Genomic DNA, 19,953 nt, shown 5'->3' with positions numbered 1-19,953 from the left:
CGGAGACCCTGATGTCCTCTTTCAACGACATGATCAACAACATCACCCCGGACATCTACGAAAGCCTGAAGCTGGCCGTGGAAATCGGCAAATGGTCCGACGGCAACAAACTCACTGCCGAACAGCGCGAGCTGTCGTTGCAGGCGATGATTGCCTGGGAAATCCAGAACCTGCCGGAAGACCAGCGCACTGGCTACATGGGCCCGCAAGAGTGTGCGTCGAAGTCGATCGAAGTGCCGAATATCCTGTTCAAGTCGGATGCCATCCATTGATCGAGATTGGCCGCGGTGCAATCAGCAAAATGTCGGCGCGTCTGGACGGGTCGAACGTGCAGTACGCGTTTCGTCTGGATGACGTCGAGGTGCCGGTCAATCCGTTGATCGGCAGCACGCTGCGTCTGGAATTTTTGGGGGCAATCCACTGCACCCATTGCGGGCGCAAGACCAAAACCAGTTTCAGTCAGGGTTATTGCTACCCGTGCATGACCAAACTGGCGCAGTGCGACCTGTGCATCATGAGTCCGGAGCGTTGCCACTTCGACGCCGGCACCTGCCGCGATCCGGAGTGGGGCGAGAAATTCTGCATGACCGACCATGTGGTTTACCTGGCCAATTCGTCAGGCATCAAGGTTGGCATCACCCGTGCTACACAGTTGCCGACCCGCTGGCTCGACCAGGGTGCGAGTCAAGCCTTGCCAATCATGCGTGTATCGACACGCCAGCAATCGGGGTTTGTCGAGGACCTGTTCCGCAGCCAGGTGGCGGACAAGACCAATTGGCGCGCGCTGCTCAAAGGTGATGCGGCGGCGGTGGATCTGGCGCAGGTGCGCGATCAGTTGTTCGAAAGCTGCGCCGAAGGCCTGCAAGGGTTGCAGGAGCGATTCGGCCTACAGGCGATTCAGACGATTGCCGATGTCGAACCGCTGGAAATCCGCTATCCCGTCGAGCAATACCCGGCGAAAATCGTCAGCTTCAACCTGGACAAGAACCCGATTGCCGAAGGCACGCTGCTGGGGATCAAGGGCCAGTACCTGATCTTCGACACCGGCGTGATCAACATTCGTAAATACACGGCTTATCAGCTCGCCGTGCATCAATAAGGATTCCAGCATGCGCACCGAACAACCGAAGATGATTTACCTCAAGGACTATCAGGCGCCCGAGTACCTGATCGACGAAACCCACCTGACCTTCGAGTTGTTCGAGGACCACAGCCTGGTTCACGCGCAACTGGTGATGCGCCGCAACCCGGAGCGCGGCGCCGGCCTGCCGCCGCTGGTGCTCGACGGCCAGCAACTTGAGCTGCTGTCGGTGACGCTGGCGGATCAGGAGCTGAGCGCCGCTGACTATCAAGTCTCCGACAGTCACCTGACGCTGCAACCGACCAGTGAAACCTTCACCCTCGACACCAGCGTGCGCATCCATCCGGAAACCAATACCGCGCTGGAAGGCCTGTACAAGTCCGGCACGATGTTCTGCACCCAGTGCGAGGCCGAAGGCTTCCGCAAGATCACCTATTACCTCGACCGCCCGGACGTGATGAGCAAGTTCACCACCACCGTCGTGGCCGAACAGCACAGCTACCCGGTGTTGCTCTCCAACGGTAACCCGATCGCTTCCGGCCCCGGCGAAGACGGCCGGCACTGGGCGACCTGGGAAGATCCGTTCAAGAAACCGGCGTACCTGTTTGCGCTGGTCGCCGGTGATCTGTGGTGCGTCGAAGACACTTTCACAACCATGAGCCAGCGCAACGTCGCGCTGCGCATTTATGTCGAGCCGGAAAACATCGACAAGTGCCAGCACGCGATGAACAGCCTGAAGAAATCCATGCGCTGGGACGAAGAGGTGTACGGTCGCGAGTACGATCTGGACATCTTCATGATCGTCGCGGTCAACGATTTCAACATGGGCGCGATGGAGAACAAGGGCCTCAACATCTTCAACTCCAGCGCCGTGCTGGCCCGCGCCGAAACTGCCACCGACGCCGCGCATCAGCGGGTCGAGGCGATCGTCGCCCACGAATATTTCCACAACTGGTCGGGCAACCGCGTGACCTGCCGTGACTGGTTCCAGCTGTCGCTCAAGGAAGGCTTTACGGTGTTCCGCGATGCCGGTTTCTCCTCGGACATGAACTCGGCGACGGTCAAGCGCATTCAGGACGTGGCCTATCTGCGTACCCACCAGTTCGCCGAAGATGCCGGGCCGATGGCCCATGCCGTGCGTCCGGACAGCTTCATCGAGATTTCCAACTTCTACACCCTGACCGTGTACGAAAAGGGCTCGGAAGTGGTCGGCATGATCCACACCTTGCTGGGCGCCGAAGGCTTCCGCAAGGGCAGCGATCTGTACTTCGAACGCCACGACGGCCAGGCCGTGACCTGCGACGACTTCGTCAAGGCCATGGAAGATGCCAATGGCGTTGATCTCGGCCAGTTCAAACGCTGGTACAGCCAGGCCGGCACACCGCGTCTGGCCGTCAGCGAGTCCTATGACGCTGCGGCGAAAACCTACAGCCTGACCTTCCGCCAGAGCTGCCCGCCGACCCCGGACAAGGTAGAAAAACTGCCGTTCGTGATTCCGGTCGAGCTCGGGCTGCTTGATAGCCAGGGCAACGAAATCGCCCTGCGTCTGGCTGGTGAAGCTTCGGCACAAGGCACCACTCGGGTGATTTCGGTGACCGAAGCTGAGCAGACCTTCACCTTCGTCGACATCAACGAACAGCCGCTGCCATCGCTGCTGCGCGGCTTCTCGGCACCGGTGAAACTGAGCTTCCCGTACAACCGCGATCAACTGATGTTCCTGATGCAGCACGACAGCGACGGCTTCAATCGCTGGGATGCCGGTCAGCAACTGTCGGTGCAAGTGCTTCAAGAGTTGATCGGCCAGCATCAGAAAGGCGAGAGCCTGAAGCTCGATCCGCGTCTGGTGTCGGCGCTGCGCACGGTGCTGTCCGACGAGTCGCTGGATCAGGCGATGGTTGCCGAAATGCTCTCGCTGCCGGGTGAGGCTTATCTCACCGAGATCAGCGAAGTGGCCGACGTCGAGGCGATTCATGTCGCGCGCGAATTTGCCCGCAAGCAACTCGCCGAAGGCTTGTTCGAAGCGCTGTGGCTGCGTTATCAGGCCAACCGCGATCTGTCGAAAAAGACTCCGTACGTGGCCGAAGCCGAGCACTTCGCCCGTCGCGCCTTGCAGAACATCGCCCTGTCGTACCTGATGCTCAGCGGCAAGCCGGAAGTGTTGGCAGCGGCGCTGGAGCAATTCGAGGCTGCCGACAACATGACCGAGCGCCTGACCGCGCTGGCGGTGCTGGTCAACTCGCCGTTCGAAGAGCAGAAGGCCCTGGCTTTGGCCAGCTTCGCCGAGCACTTCAAGGACAATCCGCTGGTCATGGATCAGTGGTTCAGCGTGCAGGCCGGTAGCACCTTGCCGGGCGGTTTGGCGCGGGTGAAGGCGTTGATGCAGCACCCGTCGTTCAACATCAAGAACCCGAACAAGGTGCGGGCACTGATCGGCGCGTTCGCCGGGCAGAACCTGATCAACTTCCACGCGGCGGACGGTTCCGGTTATCGCTTCCTTGCCGATCTGGTGATCGAACTGAACGGCTTCAACCCGCAGATCGCCTCGCGCCAACTGGCCCCGCTGACCCGCTGGCGCAAATACGACAGCGCGCGTCAGGCGTTGATGAAGGCTGAGCTGGAGCGGATTCTGGCGTCCGGGGCGCTGTCCAGTGATGTGTATGAAGTGGTGAGCAAAAGCCTGGCGTAACGCCGATTAAATGTTGGGGCCTTTAATTGATCGTTCCCATGCTCTGCGTGGGAACGATCAACAAAAAATGCCGCTCAACGAGCGGCATTTTCATTGGCACAACAAACAGCTATTTACGCAGATCAAACCGATCCAGATTCATCACCTTCGTCCATGCCTTGACGAAATCGTTGACGAACTGCGCCTTCGCGTCGGAACTGGCATAGACCTCGGCCAATGCGCGCAATTGCGCATTGGAGCCGAACACCAGATCCACCCGCGTCGCCGTCCACTTTGGCGCCCCGGTCTTGCGGTCACGGCCTTCAAACTCATCGGCATCCCGTGACGTTGGGGTCCACTCCACACCCATGTCCAGCAGGTGGGTAAAGAAGTCATTGCTCAGCGTTTCGGTTTTATCGGTGAACACGCCATGCCGCGTCTGGCCGACATTGGTGTTCAATACCCGCAAACCACCCAGCAGCACGGTCATTTCTGGTGCCGTGAGAGTCAGCAACTGCGCCTTGTCGATCAGCAGGGTTTCTGCCGCAACCGTGTATTTGCCTTTGCTGTAATTGCGGAAGCCATCGGCGATCGGTTCGAGGAAGCCGAACGATTCGACATCGGTCTGCTCCTGCGAAGCATCGACGCGGCCCGGTGAAAACGGCACCGACACCGAATGCCCGGCGTTCTGCGCGGCTTTTTCCACCCCGGCATTACCGGCCAGGACGATCAGGTCCGCCAACGAGATCTTCTTGCCATTGGCAGCAGAACCGTTGAACTCGTTCTGAATGCTTTCCAGCGTGCTCAGCACTTTGTCCAGTTGTTCGGGCTGGTTGGCCTGCCAGAACTTCTGCGGGGCCAGACGCAAGCGCCCGCCATTGGCGCCGCCGCGTTTGTCCGAGCCGCGAAACGTCGACGCCGCCGCCCACGCGGTCGAAACCAGTTGCGACACTGACAACCCTGAAGCCAGCACCTTGTTTTTCAGCGCCGTGGCGTCGCTGTCATCGATCAGCGGGTGCGTCACGTCGGGCAGCGGGTCTTGCCAGAGCAGCTCCTCTTGCGGCATTTCCGGGCCGAGGTAGCGAGAGAGCGGCCCCATGTCCCGATGGATCAGCTTGTACCAGGCGCGGGCAAATGCGTCGGCGAGCTGATCGGGATTGGCCAGGAAACGCCGGGAAATCTGCTCGTATGCAGGATCGAAGCGCAACGCCAGGTCGGAGGTGAGCATGGTCGGCGAGAGCTTCTTGTTCGGATCGTGAGCGTGGGGAACGGTGCCTGCACCCGCGCCGTTTTTCGGTTGCCACTGATTGGCGCCCGCCGGGCTTTTGGTCAGCTCCCACTCGAAGCCGAACAGGTTTTCCAGATAGTTGTTGCTCCACTGCGTTGGCGTGGTGGTCCAGGTCACTTCCAGACCACTGGTGATGGTGTCGGCGCCTTTACCGGTGCCGAAGGCGTTTTTCCAGCCCAGACCCTGTTGCTCCAGACCGGCCGCTTCCGGTTCGGGGCCGACATTGTCAGCCGGGCCGGCGCCATGGGTCTTGCCGAACGCGTGGCCGCCGGCGATCAGCGCCACGGTTTCTTCGTCGTTCATGGCCATGCGGCCGAAGGTTTCGCGAATGTCCTTGGCCGAGGCCACCGGATCCGGGTTGCCTTCCGGGCCTTCAGGGTTGACGTAGATCAGGCCCATCTGCACGGCGGCGAGGGGATTTTCCAGATTGCGTTCGCCCTGATCGGTGCGGCTTTCTTCACGGCCATGCAAATCGGGCTCAGCCACCAGCGTGCCGTCACCGGGCTCTTGCACTGGGCCATTGCTCTTGCCGTAACGGTTGTCGCCGCCCAGCCACTCGGTTTCCGAGCCCCAGTAAACATCTTCATCCGGTTCCCAGACATCGGCGCGGCCCCCGGAAAAACCGAAGGTCTTGAAGCCCATGGATTCCAGCGCGACGTTGCCGGTGAGCACGATCAGGTCGGCCCAGGAAATGTTGCGGCCGTATTTCTGCTTGATCGGCCACAGCAGGCGGCGGGCCTTGTCGAGGCTGACGTTGTCCGGCCAGCTGTTGAGAGGGGCGAAGCGTTGCTGACCGGAGCCGGCGCCGCCACGGCCGTCGGCGGTGCGATAGGTCCCGGCGCTGTGCCAGGCCATGCGCACGAACAGTGGGCCGTAATGGCCGAAATCGGCTGGCCACCAGTCCTGAGAATCAGTCATCAGTGCTTTGATGTCTTGTTTCAGCGCCTGGAAGTCGAGGCTTTTGAAGGCTTTGGCGTAGTCGAAGTCCTGGCCCAGTGGATCGGACTTGGGGGAATGCTGGCTGAGGATTTTCAGATTGAGTTGATTCGGCCACCAGTCACGGTTCGTCGTACCGCCGCCGGCGGCGTGGTTGAACGGGCATTTCGATTCGTTTGCCATGTTCGGATCCCTATCAGGTCTGCGGCCGGCTCGTGCCGACTTCGGACTGGTAAGGCTAGACCCGAGTTGGCAAGTCGGCTAATAGCCGCAGTCTTGGCAGGCGATAGGCAGGCTCTTTTGCCAGCGCGATATCGTGATGCAAAAGCGGCGTTATTTCGAAGCGATCTTAAAAACTGTCAGCTTTGACAGTGGTTGATACCACGCAATCCCAATACGTTGGAGTCAACGCAACGTCACCTTTACCTCAAGGGAATATCGACATGTCTCAGGACAAAACAAGTGACCTTATGAACAAACGAAATGCTACCGGTAGCTTCGTCGCATTTCTCGATGACGATAAATTTCTGGAGAGCAAGTTATGTGTTTATGCAGAGACCGAGAAGGAATTTATCATCATCGGAACTGAAGATTTTATAAACACGGTCGATTTGTCTGTGCCGAATGCGTTAGAGGGAGATGGTCCTCACACAGTGATTTTTCCAACCATGGGGCGGCATTGGAAGGTTGTGATCAATCATTTTGACCAACCTATTATTGAGGGTGAACTCATCATCACCTTTTCCAATTTTCGCAAAACCGTAGCAGGCACTTTTGCTCTGGATCTGGGAAAAGCCAGGAAAGTGACAGGCAAATTCGATCTTACACTCGATACCCCGAAGCAAAGTGACAGGCGAGTGCAGCATTTATAAATAAAGACGTCAACTCGATTGCGCGGTGTCGTCCTCGGGCACGTCATCAAGAATGTCATCCTGCCCAGGCAGTTCAGTGATCACGCTGAAGTCCGATACTTCAACCGCGCCATTGCCGTAGCCCAGCAAATGAAACGAGAAGGCTTTGCGCGGCTGCGGGTTTTCAAAGCTGAAATCCATCTCCAGCGGCTGATCCGCCGTGGCGACCATTTCTGCTGGCAGGCCCAGTTGCACGTCCTGTTCAAATTCCTTGGCCTTGAGCTGAATGTACGCCGCCTGCTGCGGATCGACCGAGCGCACGGTCAGGCGCACGCGGGTGTGCGAGCCTTTGGGCATTTCCAGGTATTGCGCGCCGATCAGGTTGTCGGCCCAGTCATCCTTTATCTGCGCTTGCAGAGGGATGATGTTGTTGCTGCCGAACTGGTAGCGATGATTGAGCGGTGTGCGCAGCAAGGACAGGTCCAGCGCATCGGCGCGCGCGGCGATTTGCCGGGCCGGGTGGCCGCTGTAGGTGCCTTTGTATGTGGCACTTTCGGCGATGAAGCCGGTGCTTTGGTAATAGCGGCAGCGGCGCGGCAGATCGCACTCGGAGAAGATGCCCTGACCGTTGTGGTAGCGCAGTTTGCCGTTGGTGAACGACATGATTTCTCGCCCCGAATCGTAGTCGCGAAACAGCGACCGCCCGCTCAGCGCAGTCGGCACCGGCAGGTCGAAATAGTCGAGGATCGAGGTGCTCAGATCGACGTGGCCGTAGACCCCGGCATTCAGACGCGGCAGTTGCGCCTGCTCCGGTGCCAGCGTCAGGTTGAAACCCCACGAGGAGGCCAGCCGCACGCCGTCGATGCCATGGGATTCATCCGAGGTGATCACCACCAGTGTGTCCTTGAGAACGCCCTGGCGCTCCAGCCCTGAAAGAAACTGATCCAGCGCATCGTCGAGATAACCGACGGCAGCCTGCTTGGGCGTCTCATAACGCTGCAGATAATCCTCCGGTGCGGAGTAGGGCTGGTGGGTGCCGACCGTCAGCAGGGTCAACATCCACGGCTGCTTTTGCTTTTTCAACTGGCCGACGTAATCCAGCGCACCTTCGAAAAATGCCCTGTCATCCTTGCCCCACGGGAACTCCAGATAGTTGCTGTTGCTGAACCATTCCAGGCCGTGGGTCGCATCGAAACCGATGTGCGGCATGATCTTGTCTTTGGCCATGAAGCGCAGGCCTGCGCCCTGCAAATAATGAGTGCTGAAGCCGTGTTCGCGCAGCTGCGCCGGCAGGCAGGCCTGATTGCGCTCGTTGAGGGTGAGCATTTCCACGCCTTTGGGCGTGCCGTTGTTGAGCTTGTCGTAGTCACCGCACAGCATGGCGTACAGACCGCGAATGGTCTGATGGGTGTGCAGCACGTAATCCGGAGTGTTCATGCCGCGCTCGGCCCAGCGGCTGAGGTTGGGCATCAGGTCTTCCTGGTAATGACTGCCGATCGCTTCGCGGTTGGCGCGGATGTAGGCGCCGGGAATGCCTTCCAGGGCAATGATCAGCACATTGCGCGCCTGACCCGGCGCGGCCAGCAGCTTCTGGCCATTGAGGTCGACGTCGGTGAGCCCGGCCATCGCCGGTGTCGGTTCTTCGACGTCGCCGTCCAGCCATTCCTCGGCCTGGATCTGCAGGTCGGCCACTTCTCTGGCGAGCAATTGATGCGGCAGGTTGTACAGGCGCCAGGCGTCGCCGTCATTCGGCCACAGGTTCAGCGCGCCCCAGTGCGCGGCGAACAAAACGATCGGCGCGGCCCAGGCAGCGCGCGGCAATGCCGGCCGAGCCAGACCGCGCCCCACAAATTGGGCCAGCAGCCAGAAAACCAACGCAACCAGCAAGGCAATGGCCAGGGCAGGGTGCGCAAGTCCGCCGCCAGTGGAGTTCTCGACGAACTGCGGGTCGATCAGGTAGTGAACATCCGAAGGCGTCGGCAGACGACCCACGGCGCTGACCAATTCTGCCGTGGCGACCGCCAGCAGCGCCCAGAACACCAGCACCGGCAAGGCCAGCCACCCTGCGTGACGATGCAGTGCTACTACCAGCAGACTGCCGACGGCCAGATCTGACATGAAGCCCAGCGGTGTCGACCAGCCCAACGCTGCACGCAGGCACACCGGCACGATCATTACCAAAACGATTAGAGAAAGAAGGCGGGCATTCGGCCGCCGCAGCCAGTTGAAAAGAGCGCTCACAAAAAAGGCCTGCTTGTCATCAAAGGGTCAAAAAAGTGTGGGTGATGATATCAAGGGCAGGAAGGCTGATCGGCTTTTAAACCTGCGGCCGGCGATCCCCGAAACGGCGCGTGCCCATAGCGGGCGTGGGTTGTGGGAAGTAGTGCCATTTTTCCCGAGGGCAGTTTTTTGTTTCAGACTGTTGTAGGTTCATCCACTGCTCCTGAATTCCAGCAGCAGACGTCAAATCTCTCAGTGCTATCGATATGCGATAAGGATATTTAATTTCTGTTTTTTATAGCTATAAATTCAGGCCTTTCAGCCCACCCCCATGCTGCGAGGTTGTCATGGCCACACCGTTCAAACGTTCTGCGCTGACTCTGTTGGCCGCAACTCTGGCAGCGGGCGCGCTGTTCAGCAGCGGCGCCCGGGCCGAGGGCAAAATCAGCATCGCCCAGCAATTCGGCATTGGTTACCTGATTCTCGACGTCGTGCGCGATCAACAACTGATCGAGAAACACGGCAAGGCCCAGGGCCTGGAGATCACGGTCGACTGGAACAGCATTTCCGGCGCCACGGCGATGAACGAGGCGCTGCTCACCGGCGCGCTGGACGTCGTCTCGGCCGGCGTGCCGCCGATGCTCACTGTGTGGGATCGCACCAAGGGCAAACAGAACGTCAAAGCCATCGCCGCGCTGGGCTCGATGCCCAATTACCTGCTGACCAACAACCCGAACATCAAAACGCTGAAAGACTTCAGCGACAAGGATCGTATCGCCGTGCCTGCCGCTGGCGTGGGTTTCCAGTCGCGCACCCTGCAGATTGAAACCGCCAGGGAATTCGGAGACGAGCAGTTCAAGAAGTTCGACAACATTTCAGTCAGCCTGCCGCACCCGGACGCCACCGCTGCGCTGATCGCTGGCGGCTCGGAAATCAACTCGCATTTCTCCAGCCCACCGTTCCAGTACCAGGCGCTGCAAAACCCCAACGTGCATAAAGTGCTCAGCTCCTACGACATCCTCGGCGGCCCGGCGACGTTCAACGTGCTCTACACCACAGAAAAATTCCACGACGAAAACCCGAAAACCTACAAGGCGTTCTACGACGCACTGGCCGAAGCCGAGAAGATCATCAAGGCCGACAAGCCCGCCGCCGCCCAGGCCTACATTCGTGTAGAGCAATCGAAACTGCCGCTGGCCCTGGTCGAGCAAATCGTCAAAGACCCGGAAATCGACTTCACCGTTGTGCCGCAACGCACGTTCATCTACGCCGAGAAATTGCAGGAATTGGGCGTGCTGAAAAACAAGGCGGGGAGCTGGAAGGATTACTTCTTTGAAGAAGCGCATGGTGGTGCGGGGAGTTGAGGGGAGGGAGTGCGGCAGGCTCCTGTGGTCTGCCGCTAATACTCGTCAGTGGCAGCGCTCACAGCGAGTCGGAAATGGACGTTTCCCCATCCTCGAAAATGCTTTCAATCGGCAACCCGAACGCTCGCGCGATCTGGAAGGCCAGCGGCAGGCTTGGGTCATAGCGTTCATTTTCGATGGCATTGATGGTCTGACGGGAGACCTTCAAGCGCTGCGCCAGATCGACCTGTGACCACTTGCGCTCGGCGCGCAGCGCCTTGAGGTGATTTTTCATTGATAGCGACGTCGGGCGATTTGCAGACCGAGGATCCACATTGCGCCCATCACCGGCCATACGCAGGTCCACGGGATGTGCGGGGCGCCGATATTTTCGAGAAAGCCATAGCTGAACGTCAGCAACGCGGAAGCGGCGAACGCAAAGCCCAGCGCTTCAAACTGGATGCGCAGGTGCATCTCATCCAGGCGCCGCAGGTTGCGCACGATAGCCCAGCACATCAATCCGGCGGGGATCATCGGCGCCAGCGCGACGGCTGAACGCAACAGCAGATGGGCGTCCAGCAAATGTTGGCTGGCAACCACCGAGGCGATCAGCACGAGTGTGTACAGCGTCAATGCGGCGCCCATTTCGAGGTAATAGCGATTCATGTTTAACTCCATGTAAAAGACCCTTTACATCCTCGTCGAAATCTTTGCTTATGTAAAGCAAGCTTTCCATTCGGTCAGAGCATCGCTTCCATAAAAAACGGGGCGGCCCGATCATCGATCAGGCCGCCCCGTTTATGTGTCGGGCGAACAGTCTTTCCGTCAGCGATCAATGCATCTTGCTGTGATCGTGGCCGCCCATGTTGGTCAGCGCGCGAACCGGTGCTTTGACTTCGATGGTTTCTTTCTCGCCCTTGGTGTTTTCCACTGTCAGGGTCAGCGGCACGCTGTCGCCTTCCTTCAACTGACCGCTCAGGCCCATCAGCATGACGTGGTAGCCGTTCGGGTCGAAGCTCACGGCTTTGCCGGCAGGCAGCTCAACGGACTTCACCGGGCCCATGGTCATCACATCGTTCTTCATGCTCATTTCATGAATCTGAACGTCCTTGGCCACTGGCGAGGCAACGCTGAGCAGCTTGCTGTCGGTGTCGGCAGTGACGGTCATGAACGCGCCGCTGGCGGACTGGGTCGGCACGGTGGCACGGACCCAGGCATCGTCGACTTTGGTCTGCGCCGACACCTGGAAGGCCAGGCCGAGCAGGGACAGTGCACATACGGTGCGTTTGAGGTGATTCAGAACGGGATGCATCAGCAGACCTCCATAACAGTAAGCAAATCTTCCGTGCACTCTTGGGCTGTCAGCGAAGTGGACAGGCCCAGGCGCAACTCACCACGCGAGTCGTAGACGTAGCTGGTGGACGTATGGGAGATGGTGTAGGTGTCGCCGGCGGGGACTTTCTCGTAGAACACGTCGAATTCCTTGGCGGTGGCCTTGGTTTCCTCAAGTGTGCCGTACAGCGCGACGAAGCTCGGATCGAAGGCTTTGACGTAGGCGTCGAGGATCTGCGGCGTGTCGCGCTCAGGGTCAAGGGTGATGAACACCACTTGCAGGCGGTCGCCGTCGCGGCCCATGAGTTTCTTGATCTGCGCGGCGCGGGCCAGGGTGGTGGGGCAAACGGCCGGGCACTGGGTGAAGCCGAAGAAGATCATCGGCATCATCCCGCGAAAGCTCGACAGCGACATGGTTTCGCCTTCGGGGTTCTTCAGCTTGAAGGTGCGTCCGAGGATCTTGTCGCTCAGATCCTTGCCGTACTTGTACGACAGTTGGCCACGGGTGTCGCAACCGGCGAGCAGGCCGAGCCCGAGCACGCCCATTCCCGCAAGTACCTTGCGGCGAGTCAACAAAGCCGTCATCTAATACCGCCTTTTGCAGCCCGCGAGTCGGCAGGACTGGCGGGGGTTAACCGTAAAAGCGCCGCATGATAGCAAACTGAGGCTGATCGCCGGCTGCCGATCGCCGCGCGGTGCGGGATCGGACGACAAAAGGTGTAAGAAGAAATGACGAATAAGCGATGCGTTCGCCGCGACCAAACTTGATTTAAATAGTATGACGATTGGACGCGAGCGCAGAAACACGTACTCTTGCCGCTGCGCTGCAAAGACCAAAACAACAACAGGAGTCTGTAATGCAACCGATTCGTCTCGGCCTGGTGGGCTACGGCAAGATCGCCCAGGATCAACACGTTCCCGCCATCCTCGCCAACCCGGCGTTCCAGTTGGTGGCGGTCGCCACCCAGGGCAAACCTTGCGCCGGGGTGGAAAACTTCCAGTCGCTGGGCGAGCTGCTCGAGAACGGCCCGAGCGTCGATGCGATTGCTTTCTGCACGCCGCCACAAGGGCGCTTCGCACTGGTGCAACAGGCGTTGGCGGCCGGCAAGCACGTGCTGGTGGAAAAACCGCCCTGTGCGACATTGGGCGAGGCCATGGCCCTGGTCGATCAAGTCGCCGAACAAGGCGTCAGCGCTTTGTTCGCCTGGCACTCGCGCTACGCACCGGGCATCGCCGCCGCCCGCGACTGGCTTGCCAGCCGCACCCTGCAAAGCGTGCAGATCGACTGGAAGGAAGACGTACGCAAGTGGCATCCGGGTCAGGCATGGATCTGGCAACCGGGCGGCCTCGGCGTCTTCGACCCGGGCATCAACGCTTTGTCGATCATCACCCACCTGCTGGCGCTGCCGCTGTTTGTCGAAGCCGCCGAACTGCGCGTGCCGAGCAACTGCCAGTCGCCGATTGCCGCCTCGATCAAAATGTCTGATGCGCGTCGGCTCGACGTGCGCGCCGAGTTCGATTTCGACCATGGTCACGACGAACTGTGGAGCATCGAAATCCGCTGCGCCGAAGGCGTCCTGCGCCTGGACAACGGCGGTGCCGTGCTGAGCATCGACGGCGTCCGGCAAAGCGTATCGGAGGAGGGCGAGTACGCAGCGGTCTACCGCCACTTCCAGCAACTGATCGGCGACAAGGCCAGCGACCTGGATCTGCAACCGTTGCGCCTGGTGGCGGACAGTTTCTTTGTCGGCAGCCGGGCGTTGGTTGAGCCGTTTTACGATTGAAGTGGATTGTCCGGTTTGAGTGGACGGTGAAACCCTTTTCAAGCGATTTATCCCTTTGCTGTGCGTCAGTAATCTGTACCCAACTTGAACGCAACAACAAAACTCCAAACTTGAAAAGGGACGCACACCATGACCACTCCAACCTACAACCGCCTGAACAAAGACGACGCTATCGTGCTGCTGGTTGACCACCAGACCGGTCTGATCTCGCTGGTGCAGGACTTCTCGCCGAACGAGTTCAAGAACAACGTGCTGGCGCTGGCGGATCTGGCCAAGTTCTTTGAACTGCCAACCATCCTCACCACCAGCTTCGAACAAGGCCCGAACGGCCCGCTGGTACCGGAGCTGAAAGAGATGTTCCCGGACGCGCCGTACATCGCTCGCCCAGGTCAGATCAACGCTTGGGACAATGAAGACTTCGTCAAGGCGATCAAGGCCACCGGGCGCAAGCAGATCATCATTGCCGGTGTCGTAACGGATGTCTGTGTAGCGTTCCCGACCCTGTCGGCGCTGGCGGAAGGTTTTGATGTGTTTGTGGTGACTGATGCGTCCGGCACCTTCAACACCACTGTTCAGCAAGCCGCGTGGAGCCGCATGACTCAGGCTGGCGCGCAGATGATGAACTGGTTCTCGGTGGCCTGTGAGCTGCACCGCGACTGGCGCAACGATATTGAAGGTCTGGGTAACCTGCTGTCGCAGCGTATTCCCAACTACCGCAACCTGATGAACAGCTACTCGGCGCTGACGCAGCAGAAGTAAGCCTCCCATCCAAAGCTAAAGCCTGCCTCGAAAGCAGGCTTTTGCGTTTTCTACAGAACGCCGTTCGTCCATTGCCGGGCACTTGTCACGCGCCGGCATTTCACACGTTCAGGTACCTATCGCTGAATCACATCGGAGACCGACATGGACATTGATGAAAACGCACCGGGCAACCAGTCGCAACAAGCCGTGACGCGCACCACCGACAACGAGACGGGGCACGATCCCAAGCGGGAAAATCCCGAGGTGCCTTTGCCGCCGGACGATGAGGCACCGGTCGAGGAAGATATGTCAGATGTGGATGCGGCCAACTCGGTGTCAACCGAACATCCGCCGTCACGCTGATCGAGCGATTTAATCGATGCCTCCCACTCTGGAATTAGAGTGAGAGGCTCTCCCGCGCACCCTGATGCAGTTCAGTCACCGACATCGTGAAAACCAGTTTCGACCGGCCAGGGTTGGAATATCCGTGCGCTAAATCCCCGGTGGGAGCGAGCCTGCTCGCGAAGACGGCGGCACATCCAGCATCTTTGCCGACTGACCCGCGCTTTCGCGAGCAGGCTCGCTCCCACAATGTTCCGTATTGTCCATTGATTTGGTTGCGCCACAAAACCCTGTGGGAGCGGGCTTGCCCGCGAAGGCGGCGGCACATCCAGCATCTTTGCCGACTGACCCAGCGCTTTCGCGAGCAGGCTAGCTCCCACAGTCTTCCGTGTTGACCATTGATTTGGTTGCGCCACAAAACCCTGTGGGAGCGAGCCTGCTCGCGAAGACGGCGGTACATTCAACATCTTTGCCGACTGACCCAGCGCTTTCGCGAGCAGGCTCGCTCCCACAGATTCACTCCTGGCCTCAGTAAGGGCTCGCGGTCGGGCGCACGATCAGTTCGCTGACGTCGACATCCGCCGGTTGTTCGACGGCGTAGGCAATTGCGCGGGCGATGGCTTCGGCGGGGATGGCGATCTTGCGGAATGACTTCATCTCTTCGCGGCCGCCTTCATCGGAAATGCTCTCGGCCAGTTCCGATTCGGTCACGCCCGGTGCAATGACGGTGACGCGGATATCGCCGCCCACCTCCTGACGCAAGCCTTCGGAAATCGCCCGTACGGCGTATTTGGTCGCGCAGTACACCGCTGCGGTGGGGCTGACCGCGTAAGCACCGATCGAGGCGATGTTGATGATCTGCCCGGCGCGCTGGCGCTGCATCAACGGCAGACTGGCGGCGATGCCGTGGAGCACGCCACGGATGTTGACGTCGATCATGCGGTTCCATTCATCGACCTTCAGCGCATCCAGCCGTGACAACGGCATGACCCCGGCGTTGTTGACCAGCACATCGACGCGGCCGTAATGCTCGACGGCAAAATCGACGAAGCGCTGCACATCCTGCTGATCGGTGACGTCCAGTGCGCGGAACTGCGCGTGGCCACCGGCGCCGTTGATCTCTTCGGCAATCACGGCCAGACGCTCGGTGCGCCGTGCGCCCAACACCACTTTGGCGCCACGTTCGGCGAGCAGGCGTGCGGTGGCTTCGCCGATGCCGCTGCTGGCGCCGGTAATCACGATCACTTTGTCTTGAATGTTCAGCATGATGTCGTCCTCTTCTGTGTGCCCGTGAGTGGGCTTGGAAGAAGATTAAGTGCGGCGGCTCATGGGCTATTAATCGATTCCTCCTCGGGGTTTGCCCAATTCTCCTGCGTCGCTTTTCGAATGTTCTTTAACCGCCGCGTGGTGCATCGCGATAGGCACTCGGAGTGACCCCGACTTCACGGCGGAACACCTGGGAAAAGTGGCTGGGACTGGAGTAGCCGACTTCCAGGCCAATGTCGATCACGCTGCGTGCGGTCTCCAGCAACAGATGACGCGCGCGGCTCATGCGCAGGCGGATGAAGTATTGCGAGGGCGATAAACCGGTGGCGCGTTTGAAGGTGCGGCTGAAGTGGTAGTCGCTCAGCTCGGCGATGGCGGCCAGATGACTGAGACTGAAATCCTCCGCCAGATGCGCATTCATGGCTTCGATCACCCGGCGCAGTTTGTAGGCGGGCAGGGCGTTGTCGCGGCGCGGGTTGCTGTCGGGGTCGAGATAATGACGCAGCAAATGGATCGCCAACGCCTGGGCCAGGCTGTGCACCAGCAGTGCACTGGGATGGCGCTGTTCGGTCAGTTCGACGCGCAGTTGCTCAAGAATGAAGCTGACCTGCTCGTCACGCGCACCCGACACGTCGACAAACGTCACTGCACCGGCCTGTTCGCCGAAGGCTTCGCGCGCCGCGTGTTCGATCAAGCCCAGACCAAGATAAAGGTGCATGACTTCGAAGACCTCGCAACCTTCGGTTTGCCAGCGCATTTCGTAGGGTTCCCGGGTGTTGGTCAGGAAAAAATCGCCCGCCGTGACCTGGCTCGCCTGCCACTCTCCGCCCAACGAACGTTCTTCGACCCGGGCAGTGCCGGCCAGTACCAGCACCAGCAGCGGTTCCGCCACGCACGGCACGCGGATCGGCTCAAGCAGGGTTTGATGGTGGAACAGCTGCACCACGGCATCCTTGATCTGCGGTCGCGGCGTGGTCGTTTCCGCAACACCGGGCAGATGCTCCGGCATGGCCTCGGCGGCGATGCGCGCGGGCTGGCTGATTGTCGGTGTAGCAGGGCTGGCAGAGGGCACAGGACGCTCCATGAAAAGCTTCGGCTGCGAATGATTTTGAAGGTTAGGGCGGGCGAACGAGAAACTCCAGCGCAAAACTCCGACAGTCCCGGCAATCGCCCGAAAGCCCGGCGGCGGCCAGTGCGCGACAGTGAAGCCGTGTTCACGACCGCGCCATCAGGCGCAACACCGATTCGCTATCGAGGAGTTAAAACCATGACTGATTTCAACCACACCCTGCCCCAAGAAGTCGCCGGTAAAGTTGCACTGGTCACTGGCGCGGCCAGTGGTATCGGCAAAGCGATTGCGCTGATGCTGCACGCTCGCGGCGCCAAGGTGATTGCCGAAGACCTCAATCCGGCTGTCGAAGCACTGGCTCGTCCCGATCTGGTGCCGCTGGTGGCGGACATCACCGAGGACGGCGCCGCCGAACGCGCAGTAGGTCTTGCCGTCGAGCAGTTCGGGCGCCTGGATATTCTGGTCAACAACGCCGGGATCATCATCAACAAAGCCGTGATCGACATGAGCCGCGACGACTGGGAAAAGATCCAGGCAGTGAATGCCACGGCAGCCTTCCTGCACTGCCGCGAAGCGGTGAAAGCGATGATCCCGAACAAGTCCGGTGCAATCGTCAATATCGCCTCCTATGCCTCGTACTTTGCCTTCCCGACCATCGCCGCCTACACCGCTTCCAAAGGTGCGCTGGCACAACTGACCCGCACGCTGGCCCTGGAAGTCATCGAGCACGGCATTCGCGTCAACGCGATCGGCGTCGGCGATGTGGTGACCAATATCCTTAATGATGTGGTCGAGGACGGCCCGGGCTTCCTCGCGCAACACGGCGAAGCGGCGCCGATCGGTCGGGCGGCGCAGCCGGAAGAGATCGCCGAGATCGTGACCTTTCTGGCCTCCGACCGCGCCAGTTTCATGGTCGGCTCGGTAGTCATGGCCGATGGCGGCATGACGGTAACGGCAGGCTGATAGCAGTGCGGCAAACCATGGGCACGTAAGAAGATGTGCCCATGGTTTACCCCGATCTGACCGACGCAGAATCAGGCAAATCTGCAGCATCTTTGATCTAGTCGCCGCTGGGTAAAACTGGCTAATCTTCCTCCGCAGTTGACCCACCTTCGTCTGCTTTCGAGGCCCTTTGCATGGATAACCACGACGCTTCCATCCTCCACGACACGGCGGTGTATCGCGCCGAGCTGGTGCGCTTGCTGACTCAGCGCTTCGATGCGCCAGGCACCTACGAAACCGCGATTGCGCCGCTGCACGTGATCCGTCTCGATGGGCCGTCCGAGCTGATCCATGTCGTGCACCGCCCGGCGCTGTGCCTGATCGTGCAGGGGCGCAAGGAAGTCGGGCTGGGCGACGAACGTTTCCTCTACGACCCGTTGTATTACCTGGTGGTGTCGGTGACGTTGCCGGTGTCGGGAAGGGTGATTGAAGCCTCACCCGAGGCGCCGTATTTTTGCGTACGGCTGGATTTCGATCCGGCGCAACTGACGCAACTGATTGCCGAGTCGCCGCTGACCGGCATGCCACAGGACGCCGGGCGCGGCATGTTTCTCGACAAGATCGACGTGACATTGCTCGATACCATGCTGCGTCTGGTGCGCCTGCTGGATAACCCGCGCGACATCGGCATGCTCGCACCGATGGTGTTGCGTGAGCTGTATTACCGCCTGCTGCGCGGCCAGCACGGGCATCTGCTGTATGAAATCGCCGTCAGCGATTCGCAGACCCACCGGGTCACGCGGGCCATCGACTGGCTGAACAAGAATTTCACTGAACCGCTGCGCATCGACGCGCTGGCGCAGGTGGCCAATCTGAGCAATTCGGCGCTGCATCACCGCTTCAAAGCCGTCACCGCCATGAGCCCGCTGCAATATCAAAAACAGCTGCGCCTGCAAGAGGCGCGGCGGCTGATCATCAATGAAGGGCTGGACGTCTCGAGCGCCTGCTACCGCGTCGGCTACGAAAGCGCTTCGCAGTTCAGCCGCGAATACAACCGCCAGTTCGGCTGCCCGCCGTCCAAGGAACTCAGCCGCCTGCGCCAGACCGGCTGATTACCGCGGGTGTCCCGCCCATTCATCACGAAACCCCAGCAGAAAATCCACAAACGCCCGCACCCGCTGCGGCACGTAGCGGCCGTGCGGGTAGAGCAGGGTGTAGGGGCGCGAACGTCCGGCGTACGGCTGCAGCACTTCAATCAGGCGGCCATCGGCGAGTTCCTGCTCGACGATGAACCGGTAAGTCTGAAACAGCCCGGCGCCGTGCTTGGCCAGCGTCACACCGCCGAGCACATCGTCGGAGCAGGAATAGCCACCGTCGGAAATCACTTCCAGGTCTCGGCCGTTTTCCTGAAACAGCCAGGAAATCCGCCGCCCGCTGCTGGGCAATTCGAACTGGATGCACTCATGCGCAATGAGATCGTCGAGGGTCTGCGGCGTGCCGGCTCTATGCAGATATTCGGGGGCGGCAACCACTACCAGGGCGGCGTCTTCCAGCAGGCGCGCGATCAGGGTCGAGTCCGGTTGCGCGCGTACGCGTATCGCCAGGTCGTAGCCTTCTTCAACGAAGTCGATATTGCGATTGCCCAAGTGCACGTCGACCGTGACCTCGGGGTACAACGCGCGAAATTTCGGCAGCAGCGGCAGGATGCGGTGATGCCCGTACGTGGTCGGCAGGCTGATGCGCAGTCGACCCGACGGCGAAGTCTGTGCGCCCATGACTTCCTGCTGCGCTTCGACCAGTTGCGTCAGCGCCTGGCTGCATTGTTCGAAGAAGCTGCGTCCGGCGTCGGTGAGGCGGATGCTGCGCGTGGTGCGCGCGAACAGTCGCGAACCCAGGCGTTGCTCCAGACGCAGAATCGACCGGCTCACCGCAGCGGGCGTGACCCCGGCCAGTTGCGCGGCGGCGGTGAAGCTGCCGGCTTCGGCGGCCAGGCAGAACAGTTCGATACTGCCTAACTGCAAATCTTCAAAATGGCGTTTCATTGTGGCTCGCACCGAGGATCGACGGACGTTCATCCTCTGTGTACCACAACC

The 19,953-nt window shown here is 60.1% G+C and carries 19 protein-coding genes; 10 read left to right on the top strand and 9 right to left on the bottom strand.

What is annotated here, in order from left to right; genetic code table 11:
• The first annotated feature begins 11 nt into the window (after positions 1-11).
• Genes ACZZ0K_RS13005 through pepN form a run of 3 tightly spaced genes read left to right on the top strand, consistent with a single transcriptional unit; the run spans position 12 to position 3,767 of the window.
• Positions 12-272, top strand: a complete 261-nt coding sequence (locus ACZZ0K_RS13005) for a YeaC family protein (protein ID WP_016774215.1) — start codon at positions 12-14, stop codon at positions 270-272.
• Positions 269-1,099 carry a DUF2797 domain-containing protein gene (locus tag ACZZ0K_RS13000; protein ID WP_186569239.1) on the top strand — a complete coding sequence of 277 codons (831 nt, stop codon included), beginning with the start codon at positions 269-271 and terminating at the stop codon, positions 1,097-1,099. Before ACZZ0K_RS13005 ends, ACZZ0K_RS13000 begins: the two co-directional genes overlap by 4 nt.
• 10 nt (positions 1,100-1,109) lie before the next feature.
• Complete coding sequence (gene pepN / locus ACZZ0K_RS12995; protein WP_463559132.1) at positions 1,110-3,767, top strand: aminopeptidase N; 2,658 nt, start codon at positions 1,110-1,112, stop codon at positions 3,765-3,767.
• Between the two features lie 109 nt (positions 3,768-3,876).
• Here the strand turns inward: pepN and katG are convergent, their stop codons facing one another.
• Positions 3,877-6,153: a catalase/peroxidase HPI gene (katG, locus tag ACZZ0K_RS12990; RefSeq protein ID WP_463559131.1), complete on the bottom strand. Its 2,277-nt coding sequence runs from the start codon at positions 6,151-6,153 to the stop codon at positions 3,877-3,879.
• A gap of 260 nt (positions 6,154-6,413) precedes the next feature.
• On the opposite strand from katG, the gene ACZZ0K_RS12985 reads away from it, so the two are divergent.
• Positions 6,414-6,842, top strand: a complete 429-nt coding sequence (locus ACZZ0K_RS12985) for a hypothetical protein (protein ID WP_258707944.1) — start codon at positions 6,414-6,416, stop codon at positions 6,840-6,842.
• 9 nt (positions 6,843-6,851) lie between these two features.
• On the opposite strand, the gene ACZZ0K_RS12980 is transcribed toward ACZZ0K_RS12985, so the two are convergent.
• On the bottom strand, positions 6,852-9,062 hold the full coding sequence (locus tag ACZZ0K_RS12980) for an LTA synthase family protein (RefSeq protein ID WP_258707945.1): 2,211 nt from the start codon (positions 9,060-9,062) through the stop codon (positions 6,852-6,854).
• A 326-nt stretch (positions 9,063-9,388) separates the two neighbouring features.
• Here ACZZ0K_RS12980 and ACZZ0K_RS12975 point away from each other — a divergent pair, with 326 nt between their 5' ends.
• On the top strand, positions 9,389-10,405 hold the full coding sequence (locus ACZZ0K_RS12975; protein WP_252885770.1) for an ABC transporter substrate-binding protein: 1,017 nt from the start codon (positions 9,389-9,391) through the stop codon (positions 10,403-10,405).
• A gap of 58 nt (positions 10,406-10,463) precedes the next feature.
• On the opposite strand, the gene ACZZ0K_RS12970 is transcribed toward ACZZ0K_RS12975, so the two are convergent.
• The 4 genes from ACZZ0K_RS12970 to ACZZ0K_RS12955 all read right to left on the bottom strand — a co-directional run bounded on the left by ACZZ0K_RS12970 (position 10,464) and on the right by ACZZ0K_RS12955 (position 12,301).
• Entirely contained in the window at positions 10,464-10,679 is a 216-nt protein-coding gene (locus tag ACZZ0K_RS12970) for a helix-turn-helix transcriptional regulator (protein WP_073475280.1), read from the bottom strand.
• Positions 10,676-11,050 (bottom strand): hypothetical protein, encoded by a 375-nt coding sequence (locus ACZZ0K_RS12965; protein WP_073475277.1) that lies wholly within the window; start codon positions 11,048-11,050, stop codon positions 10,676-10,678. The genes ACZZ0K_RS12970 and ACZZ0K_RS12965 overlap by 4 nt, the downstream gene beginning before the upstream one ends.
• A gap of 166 nt (positions 11,051-11,216) precedes the next feature.
• Complete coding sequence (locus ACZZ0K_RS12960; RefSeq protein WP_252885771.1) at positions 11,217-11,696, bottom strand: copper chaperone PCu(A)C; 480 nt, start codon at positions 11,694-11,696, stop codon at positions 11,217-11,219.
• Complete coding sequence (locus ACZZ0K_RS12955) at positions 11,696-12,301, bottom strand: SCO family protein (protein ID WP_016774221.1); 606 nt, start codon at positions 12,299-12,301, stop codon at positions 11,696-11,698. Before ACZZ0K_RS12955 ends, ACZZ0K_RS12960 begins: the two co-directional genes overlap by 1 nt.
• Before the next feature lie 272 nt (positions 12,302-12,573).
• On the opposite strand from ACZZ0K_RS12955, the gene ACZZ0K_RS12950 reads away from it, so the two are divergent.
• From ACZZ0K_RS12950 to ACZZ0K_RS12940, 3 genes are all read left to right on the top strand, one after another.
• Positions 12,574-13,500, top strand: coding sequence for a Gfo/Idh/MocA family protein (locus ACZZ0K_RS12950; protein WP_258707947.1), 927 nt, complete (start codon positions 12,574-12,576; stop codon positions 13,498-13,500).
• Between the two features lie 129 nt (positions 13,501-13,629).
• Positions 13,630-14,259: an isochorismate family cysteine hydrolase YcaC gene (gene ycaC, locus ACZZ0K_RS12945; RefSeq protein WP_217863713.1), complete on the top strand. Its 630-nt coding sequence runs from the start codon at positions 13,630-13,632 to the stop codon at positions 14,257-14,259.
• Between the two features lie 144 nt (positions 14,260-14,403).
• Positions 14,404-14,604, top strand: a complete 201-nt coding sequence (locus tag ACZZ0K_RS12940; protein WP_016774226.1) for a hypothetical protein — start codon at positions 14,404-14,406, stop codon at positions 14,602-14,604.
• 507 nt (positions 14,605-15,111) lie between these two features.
• Here the strand turns inward: ACZZ0K_RS12940 and ACZZ0K_RS12935 are convergent.
• Positions 15,112-15,849 (bottom strand): SDR family oxidoreductase, encoded by a 738-nt coding sequence (locus ACZZ0K_RS12935; protein WP_024012510.1) that lies wholly within the window; start codon positions 15,847-15,849, stop codon positions 15,112-15,114.
• A gap of 127 nt (positions 15,850-15,976) precedes the next feature.
• On the bottom strand, positions 15,977-16,858 hold the full coding sequence (locus ACZZ0K_RS12930) for a helix-turn-helix domain-containing protein (protein ID WP_258708200.1): 882 nt from the start codon (positions 16,856-16,858) through the stop codon (positions 15,977-15,979).
• 258 nt (positions 16,859-17,116) lie between these two features.
• On the opposite strand from ACZZ0K_RS12930, the gene ACZZ0K_RS12925 reads away from it, so the two are divergent.
• On the top strand, positions 17,117-17,881 hold the full coding sequence (locus ACZZ0K_RS12925) for an SDR family NAD(P)-dependent oxidoreductase (protein ID WP_056784713.1): 765 nt from the start codon (positions 17,117-17,119) through the stop codon (positions 17,879-17,881).
• Positions 17,882-18,054: 173 nt separating this feature from the next.
• Entirely contained in the window at positions 18,055-18,972 is a 918-nt protein-coding gene (locus ACZZ0K_RS12920) for an AraC family transcriptional regulator (RefSeq protein ID WP_463559130.1), read from the top strand.
• On the opposite strand, the gene ACZZ0K_RS12915 is transcribed toward ACZZ0K_RS12920, so the two are convergent.
• A complete protein-coding gene (locus ACZZ0K_RS12915; RefSeq protein WP_016774233.1) occupies positions 18,973-19,902 on the bottom strand; it encodes a LysR family transcriptional regulator in 930 nt (309 codons plus the stop codon).
• Positions 19,903-19,953 lie beyond the last annotated feature (51 nt).

Source organism: Pseudomonas sp. AC255 (assembly GCF_979258175.1).
This window is presented reverse-complemented; position numbering and strand designations above follow the sequence as displayed.